The organism is uncultured Phenylobacterium sp., from assembly GCF_902826855.1.
Taxonomy (GTDB): Bacteria; Pseudomonadota; Alphaproteobacteria; order Caulobacterales; family Caulobacteraceae; genus Phenylobacterium.
The window spans coordinates 1-13,531 of sequence record NZ_CADEGK010000131.1 but is presented as its reverse complement, the minus strand read 5'-3'; the positions used below and the strand labels follow the sequence as shown (position 1 = coordinate 13,531).

14 protein-coding genes are annotated in these 13,531 nt (G+C 69.5%); 6 read left to right on the top strand and 8 right to left on the bottom strand.

Going from position 1 to position 13,531, the window contains the following annotated elements; translation table 11 throughout:
* Positions 1-83: 83 nt before the first annotated feature.
* Genes QZV94_RS16855 through QZV94_RS16840 form a run of 4 tightly spaced genes read right to left on the bottom strand, consistent with a single transcriptional unit; the run spans position 84 to position 2,615 of the window.
* Complete coding sequence (locus QZV94_RS16855; RefSeq protein ID WP_293679253.1) at positions 84-911, bottom strand: M56 family metallopeptidase; 828 nt, start codon at positions 909-911, stop codon at positions 84-86.
* Positions 904-1,278: a BlaI/MecI/CopY family transcriptional regulator gene (locus QZV94_RS16850; RefSeq protein ID WP_293679252.1), complete on the bottom strand. Its 375-nt coding sequence runs from the start codon at positions 1,276-1,278 to the stop codon at positions 904-906. Before QZV94_RS16850 ends, QZV94_RS16855 begins: the two co-directional genes overlap by 8 nt.
* A 58-nt stretch (positions 1,279-1,336) precedes the next feature.
* A complete protein-coding gene (locus tag QZV94_RS16845) occupies positions 1,337-2,248 on the bottom strand; it encodes a M56 family metallopeptidase (protein ID WP_293679251.1) in 912 nt (303 codons plus the stop codon).
* The gene (locus tag QZV94_RS16840) at positions 2,241-2,615 is read right to left on the bottom strand and encodes a BlaI/MecI/CopY family transcriptional regulator (protein WP_293679250.1); all 375 of its coding nucleotides are present in this window, start codon (positions 2,613-2,615) and stop codon (positions 2,241-2,243) included. Before QZV94_RS16840 ends, QZV94_RS16845 begins: the two co-directional genes overlap by 8 nt.
* A 128-nt stretch (positions 2,616-2,743) precedes the next feature.
* Between QZV94_RS16840 and QZV94_RS16835 the strand changes: the two genes are divergently transcribed.
* Both QZV94_RS16835 and QZV94_RS16830 read left to right on the top strand, forming a co-directional pair.
* Entirely contained in the window at positions 2,744-2,956 is a 213-nt protein-coding gene (locus QZV94_RS16835; protein WP_293679248.1) for a hypothetical protein, read from the top strand.
* A gap of 117 nt (positions 2,957-3,073) precedes the next feature.
* Positions 3,074-4,309: an acyl-CoA dehydrogenase family protein gene (locus QZV94_RS16830; protein ID WP_293679246.1), complete on the top strand. Its 1,236-nt coding sequence runs from the start codon at positions 3,074-3,076 to the stop codon at positions 4,307-4,309.
* A gap of 76 nt (positions 4,310-4,385) precedes the next feature.
* On the opposite strand, the gene QZV94_RS16825 is transcribed toward QZV94_RS16830, so the two are convergent.
* Positions 4,386-5,084, bottom strand: a complete 699-nt coding sequence (locus tag QZV94_RS16825; RefSeq protein ID WP_293679244.1) for a TetR/AcrR family transcriptional regulator — start codon at positions 5,082-5,084, stop codon at positions 4,386-4,388.
* A gap of 71 nt (positions 5,085-5,155) precedes the next feature.
* On the opposite strand from QZV94_RS16825, the gene QZV94_RS16820 reads away from it, so the two are divergent.
* The gene (locus QZV94_RS16820) at positions 5,156-5,707 is read left to right on the top strand and encodes a Pycsar system effector family protein (RefSeq protein ID WP_293679242.1); all 552 of its coding nucleotides are present in this window, start codon (positions 5,156-5,158) and stop codon (positions 5,705-5,707) included.
* A 4-nt stretch (positions 5,708-5,711) separates the two neighbouring features.
* Here the strand turns inward: QZV94_RS16820 and QZV94_RS16815 are convergent, their stop codons facing one another.
* From QZV94_RS16815 to QZV94_RS16805, 3 genes are all read right to left on the bottom strand, one after another.
* Positions 5,712-7,100 (bottom strand): sensor histidine kinase, encoded by a 1,389-nt coding sequence (locus QZV94_RS16815; protein WP_293679240.1) that lies wholly within the window; start codon positions 7,098-7,100, stop codon positions 5,712-5,714.
* 134 nt (positions 7,101-7,234) lie between these two features.
* Positions 7,235-10,618, bottom strand: coding sequence for a carboxyl transferase domain-containing protein (locus QZV94_RS16810; protein ID WP_293679238.1), 3,384 nt, complete (start codon positions 10,616-10,618; stop codon positions 7,235-7,237).
* Positions 10,619-10,682: 64 nt separating this feature from the next.
* Positions 10,683-11,327: a PEPxxWA-CTERM sorting domain-containing protein gene (locus QZV94_RS16805; protein ID WP_293679236.1), complete on the bottom strand. Its 645-nt coding sequence runs from the start codon at positions 11,325-11,327 to the stop codon at positions 10,683-10,685.
* A gap of 351 nt (positions 11,328-11,678) precedes the next feature.
* On the opposite strand from QZV94_RS16805, the gene QZV94_RS16800 reads away from it, so the two are divergent.
* From QZV94_RS16800 to recA, 3 genes are all read left to right on the top strand, one after another.
* Complete coding sequence (locus QZV94_RS16800) at positions 11,679-12,038, top strand: hypothetical protein (RefSeq protein ID WP_293679234.1); 360 nt, start codon at positions 11,679-11,681, stop codon at positions 12,036-12,038.
* Positions 12,039-12,094: 56 nt separating this feature from the next.
* Positions 12,095-12,751 carry an SHOCT domain-containing protein gene (locus QZV94_RS16795; RefSeq protein ID WP_293679232.1) on the top strand — a complete coding sequence of 219 codons (657 nt, stop codon included), beginning with the start codon at positions 12,095-12,097 and terminating at the stop codon, positions 12,749-12,751.
* A 176-nt stretch (positions 12,752-12,927) separates the two neighbouring features.
* The coding region (gene recA, locus QZV94_RS16790) for a recombinase RecA (RefSeq protein WP_293679230.1) at positions 12,928-13,531 on the top strand (604 nt) is incomplete at its 3' end.

Below are 13,531 nucleotides of genomic sequence, written 5' to 3'. Positions count from 1 at the left end.
CGAGGATGGCTTCCGGCATGGCGTCGCTCCCGTCTTTCGTTGGCGCACGCTAAGGCCCGACGGGGCTCGGTCAACCCGTGCCCTTAGGGCCGGATGGCGTCCACGGGCGCACGCACCACGATCATCCCCGCGGGCCTGGTCGGTCCGTGTCCGGCGCGCCGCTTCAGCGAGGCGATCCGCAATTCCAGAGGATGCTGGCTGCGCGCCGGCCAATAGCAGCCGAACGGCAGGGGCGCACCGGCCAGCTGGGTCTTGAGCAGGGTGCGGGCGTAGAGGGCGCGGGCGCCGGGACGGTTCATCACCACCGCGGCGTCACAGGCCAGCTCCTGGTCCAGGCGCACGAGGTAGGCGGCGAGGTGGGCGAAAGGGTTGAACCAGAAGAGGCACTGGAACAGAGCCGCGAAGGCCGCGCCGCGCGGGTCCTTCCGGGCCACGTGCGCTCGCTCGTGCGCCCGGATCAGCTCGCGCTCGTCGGCGGAATAGCGGCCGTCGTCGGCCGGTAGCACCACCCGGGGCGCGATGAACCCGACCACCGCGGGCCCGCCGCGCCCGGCCCGCACCTGGGCAAGGAACCTTGCCTGGGCGGTCGCGAAGACCGCCGCCATGGTGAGCGCGCCGAGCGCCCAAACTGGCAGCAGGAGGCTGAAGAGTTGCGGAAGCCGGACAGAGGCGGCCGCCGAGGCGGAGTCGCTGTCGGCGGGCGTGAAGACGAGGGCGGTGGCGATGAGCCCTGCGACGGGCGGGATGAGCCAGAGCTGACAGGCGGTCCCCGGGCCGAAGAAGCGCCGCACCGGCAGCCGCGCCAAGGCCACGGCCAGGACGGCGGCGGCGAGCGCCAGGTTGACCGCCAGGACACCGGCGACGAAACCCGTGGCCGGGTCGGGACCCAGGACTGCCGCGAGCTCACTCATCGTCCGTCTCGAGCTCCGCGATCAGGGCCTTCAGCCGCGCCAGTTCGTCCGGTGATACCGCGCGGTGGCGGGCGTAGTGGGCGACCAGCGGGGCGATCTGGCCGCCGAACAGGCGGTCCAGCAGGCCTTGGCTCTCGCCGGTGACGTAGTCGGCCTGGGTGACGATCGGCCGATAGATGGCGCGGCCCCCGGTGCGCTCCGACGCCAGCGCTTTCTTCTTCAGCAGGCGGTTGATGAGCGTCTTCACGGTGGCTTCGCCCCAGGCCTGGGCCGGGCCGACCGTTTGCACGATCTCCTCGGCGGTCAGCGGGCCCCGGGTCCAGAGGGCCTCCATGATGTGGCTTTCGGCACCGGAGATCTTCGACATCTTACACCCGTGGTTCATCTCAACGGTTACAGGCGTAAAATGGAGTGTCAAGCGATGACTAGTTGGGGACTTCGAGCGCGGGGTGGGCGACCAGCATCACGGAGACCTGGCGATATGGCTGGTTCCGCCAGAGGTCGATGACCGGCTGCGGATGGCGTGGGTCGGGCGGCTGCACGCTCCAGGCGCAGAGCGTGATGATCGTCAGGCCCATGGCGATGAGGATCGGGCCCGCCAGGCCATCGTAGCGCACGGGCGAGCGCAGGAGGCCGACGCGCACCTCCAGCGGGTGCAGGCCCTTGGCCGGCCAGCGGCAGCCGAAGGGGAGCATCTGGGCGTCAAGCTGGGTCTTGAGGAGGGTCTTGGCATAGAGGCAGCGATCGTGCGGTCGCCGGCGCAGTACGGCTGCGTCGCAGGCCAGCTCCTGGTCCAGCCGCATCGCGTGGGCGCCGATGTGGACGAAGGGGTTGAACCAGCACAGCACCTGAAGCGCGGCGGCGAGCGCGCCCGCGCGCGGGTCGCTGCGGACCACGTGCTCGTGCTCGTGGGCGCGGATGACGGCGCGCTCCTCGGCCGTGTAGCGGCCGTCGTCCGGCGGCATGTAGATGCGTGGGGCGATCACGCCGACCACCGAAGGGCCGGCCTTGCCGGCGCGGGCCGCGGCGAGGAAGCGGTGTTGCGCCCAGCCGAACGCCGCCAGGGTTACCGCCAGCCCCAAGGCCCAGATGACGAGCGCCGGCGCGGACCAGTCCCGCACCGCATGCGCAAGGGCGTCTGCCGGTGGGAATCCGTCGACGGTGGGGGCGGGCATGAGGGTCGCCAGGGCGGCCAGTGGCGGAGCGGCCCAGAGGTAGTAGGCCATTTCCGGCCCGACGAACCGGCGGGCTGCAACGCGGACCAGCAACACCACGAGGATCGCGGCCGCGCCGGCCAGGTTCGCCCGAATGAGATCGGCAAGGATGAGGCTAGTCATCGTCGGTCTCGAGCTCCGAGATCAGCCGCTTGAGCCGGGCGATCTCTTCGGGCGAAAGCTCCCGATGACGGGCGTAGTGGGCCACCAGCGGAGCGATCTGCCCGCCGAACAGGCGGTCCAGCAGCCCCTGGCTCTCGCCCGTGACATAGTCTTCGCGGCTCACCACAGCTCGATAGAGCGCCCGGCCCCCGGCGCGTTCCGACGCCAGCGCCTTCTTCTTCAGAAGCCGGTTGATGAGGGTCTTCACGGTGGCTTCGCCCCAGGCCTGGGCGGGACCGACCGTCTGCACGATCTCCTCGGCGGTCAGCGGGCCTCGGGTCCAGAGGGCCTCCATGATGTGGCTTTCGGCGCCGGAGATCTTCGACATCTTACACCTGTAGCTGTGATTCACGTTACGACTGTAATCCATGCTGTCAAGGCGGCGTGGTGGCCGAGCGGACTGAACCGAAAGGCCGTGCTAGGCTTTCTCTCGGAAACGCCGAGAAGGGCCCGCCTATGCAGCTCACCAACGAGGACCGTGACCGCCTCGCCCTGCACACCGCCTTCGCCGTGCACCAGATCGCCCGCTGGATCGCCACCCGCGACGACGTGCCGAAGGACATCCGCGACCGCCTGCGCGGCCACATCACCGCGCTCGAGGGTGTGATGGTGTCGAGTGGCCACGACTGGATCCGCGACGAGATGGAAGCCACAGAGGCGGCGCTCTAGCCGCCTCTCGCTCCGCACGAACGGCAGTCGGACGCAGCGTCAAAGCCCGGCGCTTTCCGCTTGCCCGGAAGCCGGCTGCGCCTACGGTGCGTTCAAACAACTGTTGGGAGCCGCGCCATGTCCATCGACTTCGAAATCCCCGCTGAGGCCAAGGCGGTCCGCGAGAAGGTCCGCCAGTGGGTGCACGACGAGTGCATCCCCGCGCAGGAGCGGGTCACGGACAAGGCGAGCTACGAGAAGGTCGTCGCGGAGCTGCGGGCCAAGGCTCGCGCCCAGGACCTCTGGATGCCCTTCGTGCCCAAGGAATACGGCGGCATGGGCCTGGGCCCGCTGGCCAACGCCCTGGTGCAGATGGAGCTGGGCGAGAGCTATCTCGGCGCGCTTTCCATGAACTCCCAGGGGCCGGACGACGCCACCATCCTGACGCTGATCGCCCACGGCACCGAGTTTCAGAAGGAGAAGTTCCTTAAGCCGCTGCTGAACGGTGAGAAGCGCGTCTGCTATTCGATGACGGAGAAGGCCTCCGGCGCCGACGCCACCGGCATGCGCACGACCGCGGTCAAGGACGGCAACGAGAACTACATACTGAACGGGGAGAAGTGGTTCTCCTCGGCGGCCAGCGTCGCCGACCTTGCCCTGGTCATGGCGCGCACCGACACGGAAGGCCCGCGCCATCAGCAGTTCTCGACCTTCATCGTCGAGCTGCCGAACCCCGGCTACAAGATCAAGCGCGACATCGAGACGATGGCCATGGAGGGCCCGCTGTCGCACATCGTCGGCGGCGGCCACTCCGAGATCGAGATCAAGGACCTTGTCGTCCCGGCCGAGAATATCGTCGGCGGCGAAGGCAAGGGCTTCGACATGGGCCAGCACCGCCTTGCCTACGGGCGTCTGCGCCACGGCATGCACAACATCGCCATGGCCCAGCGGGCTCTGGACCTGGCGGCCGCGCACATCACCAAGCGTGAGACCTTCGGCAAGAAGCTGGATGAGCGCCAGGCCGTCCAGTTCATGATGGCCGAGTGCGCGAGCCAGCTCTACATCTCGCGCCTGATGCTGCTCCACATCGCCTACAAGGCCGAGAAGGGCATGGACATGCGGCAGGAGAACTCGATCGCCAAGGTGTACCTGGCCCACATGGTCCACCACGTGGTCGACACGGCCATCCAGCTGCACGGCGCCCTCGGCTACAGCCGCGATACCCCGCTGGCGGCCTGGTATACCCACATCCGCTCGCAGCGTCTGGTCGACGGGCCGGATGAGGTGCACCGCTGGACCGTGGGCCGCAACGTCATCAAGGCGTTCAAGGCCAACGGCACGACGGCCGGCGCCTGCGGCGGCGACCTGCTTTAGCGGCTGCCGGGGCGGCGCGGACCGAACGGCCCGCCGCCCCGTCCGTCTCCCGGCCCGGCGCACCTGCCGGGCACGGTCAGTCCGCCGGTCCCCGCAGGTACGCGATCATGGCCCGCGCCAGTTCACGCCTCAGGTCCGGCCAATCGATCGGCTGGGTCGCACCCTTGCCCGTTGCCCGGCGCATGAACACGGAAACCGCCATCAGGAAGGCCATGTCGATCGCGGCGTCCGGATCGTCATGCGCGATTTGGTGGCGGAAGGGTCGCAGGGCCAGGGCGAAGCTAGCGCGCTGCCGGGCCTCCGACACCTGACCGCGGGTGTTCATCACGAGGTCGTCCCGGTGCGGCTCCATGATCACGCCGAACAGGCTCTCCGTCTCGAGCGCCGAGTCGCCGACGAGCGTCGCCAGAAAGCTGCAAACCACCTCGTCCAGGCTGCCGTGCCCGGCTTCCATCGCCTCGGCCATGGCCGCTTCCGAACGGGCCATGTGGCGGTCCTTGACGGCCCGCAGAAGCGCCTGCTTGGCCTGGAAGCGCCGGTAGATGCCACCCACCGAGACACCGGCCTCCTGGGCCACTGCCGGCATGGTCAGACCTTCCGATCCGTCGCGCCGCAGTATCCGTTCGGCTGCTTCCAGCACGCGCCACAGGAACCGCGTCGAACGTTCCTGCTGCGGCGGGATGATGTAACTCATATCCGCGGCGTTACTCATGGTTAACACTGTTCGCGAAAGCAGCGCTAAGCGCCAGCCCGAATTCGCGCGCGCCTGTGACACCTGCGTGACAGGGCTTGGGGCGGGAGGCCCATACGGATTATGCTGAGCGGCTCAGGGGGATACGGAGCGGCATGGGCGACGGAAATCAGGCAGCGGGGGTTCGGCCAACTTACTCGGCCGACGGGGTGCACCTGCTGCGCACCACCGTGCAGGTGCAGTACCAGCTGAGCCAGATGGCCGATCAGAAGGCCAGCATGCTGCTGGGCATCACTTTCGTGATCTTCACCATCGCCGTCGGCCAGGCGCGGCTGGGCCAGCCGCAGCCGGCGCTGATGATTCTCGGAGCCACGGCCTTCGTGGCCGCGTTCCTGACTGTGTTGGCGGTCCTGCCGTCGGTGAAGGCGGGACCCAAGCCGGACTCGATCCGCAATATCCTGTTCTTCGGGTCGTTCACGCAGATGGCCGAGGACGAATATGTCGAGCGCCTGCTGGAGGTCGCCACCGACCCGCGCACGATCTACGAAGCCTTCGCGCACGACATCTACCAGAACGGCAAGGTGCTCGCGCAGAAGAAGTACAGGCTGATCGGCTATGCCTACCGCGTGATGCTGGTCGGCCTGTCCCTGAGCTTCCTCGCCTTCCTTGCCACGATGGTCCTGAACGGGATCGGCGCAGGGGCCTAGAGGGCTATTCAGCGCCCGCGGGCGCGGCGTTGTCGTGCAGCGACAGGGCCGGTGGGCTTGGCGACAGGCGGGCTTCCATGGCGCAGATGAGGCCGCCAGGATCGTAGCGCATTTCGGCCTGTCCGCTCAGCTCGCCCCTGAACCCCCGCTCGATCAGGCGCGAGCCGAACCCCCTGCGGGTTGGCAGCGCCACCGGAGGTCCGCCGCTTTCCGACCAAGTGAGCGCCAGGCGCGCGTCGCCCGCCTCGAAGGTCCACCCCAGCGCGACGCGACCGCCCGCAAGGCCGAGGGCGCCGTATTTCACCGCGTTGGTGGCCAGCTCGTGGAACACCAGCGCGAGCGTGAGCGCCGCGCCGGGCGCCAGCCACACCTGTGGCCCCGCCAACACGATCCGGCCCGCTGCGCCGGCGTACGGCCGCATGGCGCGCTCGGCCACCTCCTGCAGCGCGGCTCCGTGCCAGTTCTCCCGGGTCAAGACGTCGTGCACCTCGGCTAGGCCGATGAGGCGAGACTCGAACTTGCTGTAAGCGACCGCCGGCTCGGGCTCGGCGCGCAAGGTCTGGGCGGCGATCGACTGCACCGTCGCCAGCGTGTTCTTCACGCGGTGGTTCAGCTCGTTGATCATCAGTCGCTGCTGGCTCTGGTAGCGCTGCTGCTCGGCCTGGGCCTGCTTGCGCGTGGCGATGTCCTCGATGATCGAGACGAAGTAGTCGGGGCTCCCATCGGCCTTGCGGACCAGCGAGACTGTCAGGTCGATCCAGACGACGTCGCCGGACGGGCTGAGGTAGCGTTTTTCCAGCGTGTAGGTCGGGATTTCGCCGGACAGCACACGGCGCACCTGGGCGATGTCACCTTCCAGGTCGTCGGGATGCGTGATCTCTTGGAAGGTGAGGTCGAGGAGCTCTTCGCGGCTGTAGCGAGTGATGGCGCAGAAGCGGTCATTCACCTCCAGGAAACGACCCTGCGGCGACACCCGCCCCACGCCGGTCGCCGCCTGGTTGAACACCGCGCGGTAACGGGCCTCGGCCGCCTCCAGTCGCTGCCGCGCCACGACCTGGGCGGTCACCACCTCCGTATAGAGCACGATGCCGCCGATCTCGCCGGCCTCGTCGCGCCAGGGCGCTACCCGCCAGCGAATCCACTCGGTGCGGCCAGGAGCGGGCTCGTAGGGGTCGGCCTCGTGGCTGAGCTCGACGCCTTCTGCGATCGCCCGCGCATGACCGTCGCGCCACTTCTGCGGCACGGCCGGGAAGACGTCGTAGTGCACACGCCCCACAAGCGGCGTGTCGCCCGGCAGGCCCTGGTCGGTCAGGTACTGTTGCGAGGCGGCTAGGTAGCGCATCTCGCGGTCGAAGATCGCAATGCCCAGGGGCGCCTGCGTCAGGGCCGTCAACGCGCCCGACGGGGGTGCGATCAGGCCGCAAGCGTCTCGACTGTCCGGCCGACTCGTCACGCGCCAAGACCCTCCGTGCTTTAAGAGGACAGGCGTATAGCGAAACCGTCAAGGCAGGTTTCCGCCCACGGGGCCTATGGCCGATACCCGAGAGGCCGCGGGACAAGTTGCGCCGGCAGCGTGGCGATCCGTGAGGCGCCCTCCACCCACTCGCAGATCCACGGGCGAGTGTCGCGCGGGTCGATCATCTCCTCCATCTGGAAGTGGTTCAGCGGCCCCACCGGCCCGCGGACGCTCTCGATCCGCGCCTCGATCTCGGCCCGCAGCGCCACCGGATCCGCGGCCTCGGCGAGCTGGCGCTTGTAGGCGGCTTCGATGCCCCCCTCCGGCGGGATGCCGCCCACGTCGGCCGCCGGCCAGACCACGCGGGCCGAGGCGCTGGCCTTGGGCGTCGCGTAGTTGTTACCGGCCACGCCGAAGCTGCGGCGCATGATCACCGTGAAGATCGGCACGCTGACCTGGCTGAAGGCGACCATCCACTCGCCGCCCTTGCGGATGGTGCCGGCCATCTCGTGCTCGATCCCCACCGCGAAGCCCGGGTTGTCCACCAGGTTGACGATCGGCAGGTGGAACAGGTCGCAGAGGTCGTGGTGACGGCGCAGCTTGTCGCAGCCGTCGGCCGTGAGCGCGCCACCGTTCTCATGGCGACTGTCCGAGGCGATTATCCCCACGGGGTGGCCGTTGAACCGCGCCAGGCCGGTGATCTGGTCGGTCCCCCACAGGGGCCCGATCTCGAAGAAGCTGCCCTTGTCGGCCATCAGCCGGATCGCGCGGCGCATATCGAAGGTGGTGGTGCGCTTGCGCGGCACGATGGAGAACAGCTCCTCCTCGCGCCGGTCGGCCGGATCGTCGGCCCTGTGCACCGGCGGCGCCTCGAAGACGCTGGAGGGCAGGTAGGACAGGAACCGCTGCGTCTGGGCGATCGCGTCGGCCTCGGTCTCCGCGAGGTTGTCCACCGAGCCGTTGCGGCAATGGATTCGCCAGTCGCCCAGGTCTTCCTTGGTGACGTCGTAGCCCATGGCGTGGCTGACCACCGGCGGCCCGGCGACGAACAGCTGGGCGATGTCGCGCACCATGACCGAGAAGTGGCCCAGCACCGCCTTCGCCGCCCCGATGCCCACCACGCTGCCCAGCAGGACGTTGACCACCGGCACGAGGCCGAGCTGCTTGGCGTACATCTCCGTACCCAGGTGGCCCGGCAGGAACGAGCCGCCGCCGCCGGAGACCCTGGGCCGTCCGGCCTGGATGGCGCCGGAGCTTTCCTTGACCGAGGTGGTTCCCTCCGCCTGCTTGGGGACCATGGTGGCGACACTGCCACCGCCGGAGGAGCCGTCCAGCAGGCGCACCGACGGACAGCGGAACTCCATGGAGAGCTGGTCGAGGTAGCGGCTCTTCTGGCCGATGGCGCCGTCGGAGTGGCCGCCGCGCGAGGTGAAGTCGTCGGCGCAGACCACCGCGCGCCGCCCCGAAACGCCGCCCCAGCCGCCGACGTGGTTGGCCGGGGTGAAGTCGGCCACGTTGCCGTCGCCGTCGTAGCTCGCAAACCCCGCCAGGCTGCCGACCTCGCGGAAGGTGCCGCCGTCCAGCAACAGGTCGATGCGCTCGCGGCAGGTCAGTTTCTGCCGGTTGCGCTGGCGCACCACGCCGGGATCGGTGGAGCCGGGCGCGAAGCGCGCGTGGGCGATGGCCTGCAGCGCCGCCACCTGGTCCATCATCGGCTGCCAGCCGTCGGCGGCGGCTTCCGCCTGCCGCGCCGCGCGGGTCTGCGCATCCTCCGAGGGTGCGATCACCGCGATCACCTGGCTGGGCGCCACCGTGGCGCCGACCTCGGCGACCATCGCCGTTATCACCCCGGCGCAGGGGGCGGTCACCGCGGTCTCCATCTTCATGGCGCTGATCACCATCAGGGCATCGCCAGCCTTCACCGTCGCGCCCACCGCCACTGACACCTCCAGCAGCGTGCCGCCCATCGGCGCCTCGACGCCTTCCTCGCCGTCGCCCACCGGCAGCGAGGGCGGCGGGGGCGGGGCAGGGCCCCGGCGGCCCGGCCCGGCGCCGCCGGCCTGCTCCAGCAGCGCCAGCGCGCCCTGCGGCTTGCCGCTCTGGCCGCCAGTGGGCGAGGCCAGCTCCGGCCGTTCGGCCAGCAGGGTCGTCCGCGCATCGCCCGCCGCCACGGCCGGCTGGGCCAGGATCGCACGCAGTTGCCCCAGGTTGGTCGGCAGGCCGGCGATGTGGAACTCTCCCAGCGCCGCCGCCGTCCGCGCCACCGCCGCGGCCAGGCTCGCGCCCGACCGGCCGATCACCTTGGCGAACATCGGGTCGAACTGCGGCGGCGGGGTCAGGCCCAGATAGCCGCAGGCGTCCACCCGCACCCCCGGCCCGGCCGGCTCCTTATAGCCGCTCAGCGTCCCGGCCCCCGCCGCGGTCACCCGCGCCTGCACGGCGAAGCCGCGCGCTGGCGGCGGCTCGTTCAGGCCCAGGTCGGCCAGGGTCGCCCCCGCGGCGATGCGGAACTGCGCCTCGACCAGGTCGACGCCGGTCACCTCCTCGGTGACCGTGTGCTCCACCTGGATGCGCGGGTTGCACTCGATGAAGTAATGCTCGCCCGTCTCCGCGGTCACCAGGAACTCCACGGTCCCGGCGTTCACGTAGCCGCCGGCCTTCGCCAACCGCAGCGCGTCGGCCAGGATCCGGCTCCGCAGGCCAGGCTCCAGCCCGGCGGCGGGCGCGATCTCCACGACCTTCTGGTTCCTGAGCTGCACCGAACAGTCGCGCTCCCAGAGGTGGATGATCTCGCCGCCCGCGTCGGCCAGCACCTGGACCTCGACGTGCCGGGGCCGGACGACCGCCTTCTCCAGGAACACCGAGCCGTCGCCGAACGCCGCCTGCGCTTCGCTGCGGCAGCGCTCGAACGCGCCCGCCAGTTCGGAGGCGTCGGCCACCAGCCGCATGCCGCGCCCGCCACCGCCCGCCGAGGCTTTCAGCATCACCGGATAGCCGATCTGCGCCGCCGCCTTCGCCGCCGCCTCGGCAGAGGGCAGGGCGCCCTCGCTGCCCGGCACGGTCGGCACGCCCAGCGTCTGGGCCAGGGCGCGGGCCTTCACCTTGTCGCCGAACAGTTCAAGGGTCTCCGGCTTCGGCCCGATGAACGTCAGCCCCTCGGCCAGGCAGCGCCGCGCGAAGGTCGCGTTCTCCGACAGGAAGCCGTAGCCCGGATGCACGCAGTCGCACCCGCTCGCCAGCGCCGCGGCGATCAGGCCCTCGACGTCCAGATAGGCCGCCACCGGATCTCCGCCGGCCGTCCCGATCGCGCGACTGTCGGTGCTGACACGCGTGTGCAGTCCCAAGGCGTCAGCCGGCGCGAAGACGCTGACGCTCTCCACGCCCAGGCCGGCGGCGGCGCGCGCGATCCGGATCGCGATCTCGCCCCGGTTGGCGATCAGCACACGTTTGAACAAGAGCCTATCTCCCCGACCACGGCCCACCTCTCAGCCGCCGTGATCGGGGAGGGCTCAGGTCAGATCATGTCCGGCCGGTGGCCCAGACGCCAGCGCAGAGACGCCGGCGCGAGCGCATCGTGGCCCCCACGCCGCCGAAACCCAGGATCAGCATCCCCCAGGTTGCAGGCTCCGGCACCGCGAGGCTGCGCAACTGGTATCCGGCGCTCACGTACTCCAGCGTCACCGGCCCGTGCAGTTCGGTGATCGTGAAGTTGGACGTAAACGAGTCGTAAATGACTTCACCGTTGTCCGGCGGAAAGAAGACGGCGCCGTTGATGATCTGCCCGGCCGTATCGGTGCCGGCGTCGGGGTCGCTGGCGAGCACCGGGTTTCCCTCGAACAGGAAGGTGGTCGGGCCCTTGACCTTCACGTCGCCTGCGGGAAACGAGCTGCTCCCGAAGAAGACCGCGAAGCTCGTCAGGATCTCGGAGGCAGGCATCGTAAACGGCCCGTCGAATAGGACGGTCGCATTGATGGTGTCGCCCTGAAGAACCGTGATCGGCTCGTCGAGCAGTTCGAGCCCGGTCAGGTTAAGGCTCCAGGTGTCGAAGTGGAATTCGCCGGAGTCGAAGGCGCCGTAGCTGCTCTGGCTGAGGTCTCCGTACAAGGTCAGGTTGTAGGTGGCGGCCTGGGTCGCCCCGGCCGTGAGCGCGAAGGCGGCGGCCACAAGAGTCGATTTCAGAATACGCGAATGGAACATGGCGATAGCCCCAAGTTCCAGCGCGGGCGGGCGAGGAGGAGATACTCATCGGATCTGGCGACACGTACGTCACCGGCTTGAAGCCGATCGGAGCAGCCCATCCCCGCCAGTCCGGCGGGAACTCACTCAAGAACGTGTCGCCGAAAGATAAAGGCGCCCCGCCGAACCGAGTCAACGCGGCTCCCGTCACAGGGGAAAGTCAGGTCGCCCAGGGACGGTCCCTTGTGCGCCGGAAGGACGAGGATCCTCCCGGACGTTCGGACGCCGCACACACCGACGGCCTGTACGCGGAGGCCGCTGGCGGGTAGGGCCCAATTCATGACCGTTCTCCTCGCCTGGGCCGCCCGCGCCGCCCTCGTGGCGGTGTTCGCCGTGGCGCTCTATGGCGCGCTCGACCCGCATCACAACGCCGCCGGCAACGCGCCGCCGCCGGACGTGGTGGAGCATGTGGTGTACGGCTACCTTCTGACCCTGCTCACTATCGTGTCGTTCCCGCGGGTGAATCCTTGGCTGATCGGCGCGGGCTTCCTGGCGCTGGGCGCCGGCTTCGAGCTCACCCAGTTGTTCGGCCTGGTGTCCGGCACGTTCCAGGCCAAGGACTTCGCCGCCAACGTCGGCGGCGTGGCCGCCGCCCTGGCCCCGATGGCGGTTACACGCCTGCGCCGCGGCAACCGCTGATGGCGGGGCGCGGCCGGACCCGCTAGCTTCACCGGCGTCCCCAGCGGAGCCTGACGATGACCGACGCCCCCTCGACGCCCGCCGCGGGCCCCGCAGGCCCGCAGGTCCAGCTGCAAACCCTGCTGACCGCCGGCGAGGCCTTGGTGGCGCACGCCCTGGAGCACCGAGTCTATGCCCTGCTGCACCGTCGCCACGTGGCCGCGGCCACCACGGCGCGTTTCATCTGGATGAAGCGCCCACTGCTGGGCGGCTATCAGCCCACCGACATCCGCTGGCAGGACCTGAAGGAAGCCAAGATCACCGTCGGCATGTTCACCGCCAGCCTCGTCCTGACCTTCGATGCCAGCCTCGCCGACACTGTCGTCCAGGACGGCGGCGAGCGCACCCTGCGCTGCTCCAGCCTCACCATCGCGGCCGCCCAGGCGCTCTATCGCGAGTGCCAGGCCCAGGAGCTGGCCTGGCGCGAGAAGCGGCGCGTGCGTTCCATGGAGGAGATGCGCGCCCAGGCCGGCGGCGTGCAGATCGCCACCGGCGTCTATCCGCAGGGCGCCGGCGGTGAGGAACCGCCTCGCCTCACCGGGTCCGCGCCGGCGGCGGGTGGGCCTGACGACCCGGTCGAACGCCTGTCCCGCGCCCGCGCCATGCTGGCGCAGGGCCTGATCACCGAACCGGAGTACGAGGCCATCAAGGCCCGCGTGGTCGGCGGACTGTAGGTCCACCGCTCCCAAGGGTACGTCAGAAACGGTCGTATGTCCGGTCGTGTTCCGTTTCTGTTTCCCTGAACGCCTTGCGAACTCAGAACGAACACGGTACGTCTGAGTCATCGGCGGCCGCGTGGCGGTTGGGCCCGCCCCGTCGGCGGAATCGTGGGATAGAGAGGGTTCGGAACATGGCGCAATCGGCATTGAAGCTCGTGGCAAAAGACGACTCTGAAAAGCAGCGCGCGCTCGAGGCGGCGCTGGCGCAGATCGACCGGGCCTTCGGCAAGGGCTCGGTGATGAAGCTGGGCGACAAGGGCAAGATCGTGGAGATCGAGTCGGTCTCCACCGGCTCGCTCGGCCTGGACCTGGCGCTGGGCATCGGCGGCCTGCCGAAGGGCCGGATCGTCGAGATCTACGGCCCCGAAAGCTCCGGCAAGACCACGCTGGCCCTGCATGTGGTGGCCGAGGTGCAGAAGGCGGGCGGCACCGCCGCCTTCGTCGACGCCGAGCATGCGCTCGACCCGTCCTACGCCCACAAGCTCGGCGTCAATCTGGATGACCTGCTGGTCTCGCAGCCCGACACCGGTGAGCAGGCGCTGGAGATCACCGACACCCTGGTGCGCTCAGGGGCGGTGGACATCATCGTCATCGACTCGGTCGCGGCGTTGACGCCTCGGGCCGAAATCGAGGGTGAGATGGGCGATTCGCTGCCCGGCCTGCAGGCGCGCCTGATGAGTCAGGCGCTGCGCAAGCTCACCGCCTCGATCTCCAAGACCCACACCCTGGTGATCT

Bases quoted from the DNA above. Each gene is read 5' to 3' on its own strand.
- QZV94_RS16855 (WP_293679253.1), bottom strand. From the start codon at position 911: ATGAGTGAGCTCGCGGCAGTCCTGGGTCCCGACCCGGCCACGGGTTTC.
- QZV94_RS16850 (WP_293679252.1), bottom strand. From the start codon at position 1,278: ATGTCGAAGATCTCCGGTGCCGAAAGCCACATCATGGAGGCCCTCTGG.
- QZV94_RS16845 (WP_293679251.1), bottom strand. From the start codon at position 2,248: ATGACTAGCCTCATCCTTGCCGATCTCATTCGGGCGAACCTGGCCGGC.
- QZV94_RS16840 (WP_293679250.1), bottom strand. From the start codon at position 2,615: ATGTCGAAGATCTCCGGCGCCGAAAGCCACATCATGGAGGCCCTCTGG.
- QZV94_RS16835 (WP_293679248.1), top strand. From the start codon at position 2,744: ATGCAGCTCACCAACGAGGACCGTGACCGCCTCGCCCTGCACACCGCC.
- QZV94_RS16830 (WP_293679246.1), top strand. From the start codon at position 3,074: ATGTCCATCGACTTCGAAATCCCCGCTGAGGCCAAGGCGGTCCGCGAG.
- QZV94_RS16820 (WP_293679242.1), top strand. From the start codon at position 5,156: ATGGGCGACGGAAATCAGGCAGCGGGGGTTCGGCCAACTTACTCGGCC.
- QZV94_RS16800 (WP_293679234.1), top strand. From the start codon at position 11,679: ATGACCGTTCTCCTCGCCTGGGCCGCCCGCGCCGCCCTCGTGGCGGTG.
- QZV94_RS16795 (WP_293679232.1), top strand. From the start codon at position 12,095: ATGACCGACGCCCCCTCGACGCCCGCCGCGGGCCCCGCAGGCCCGCAG.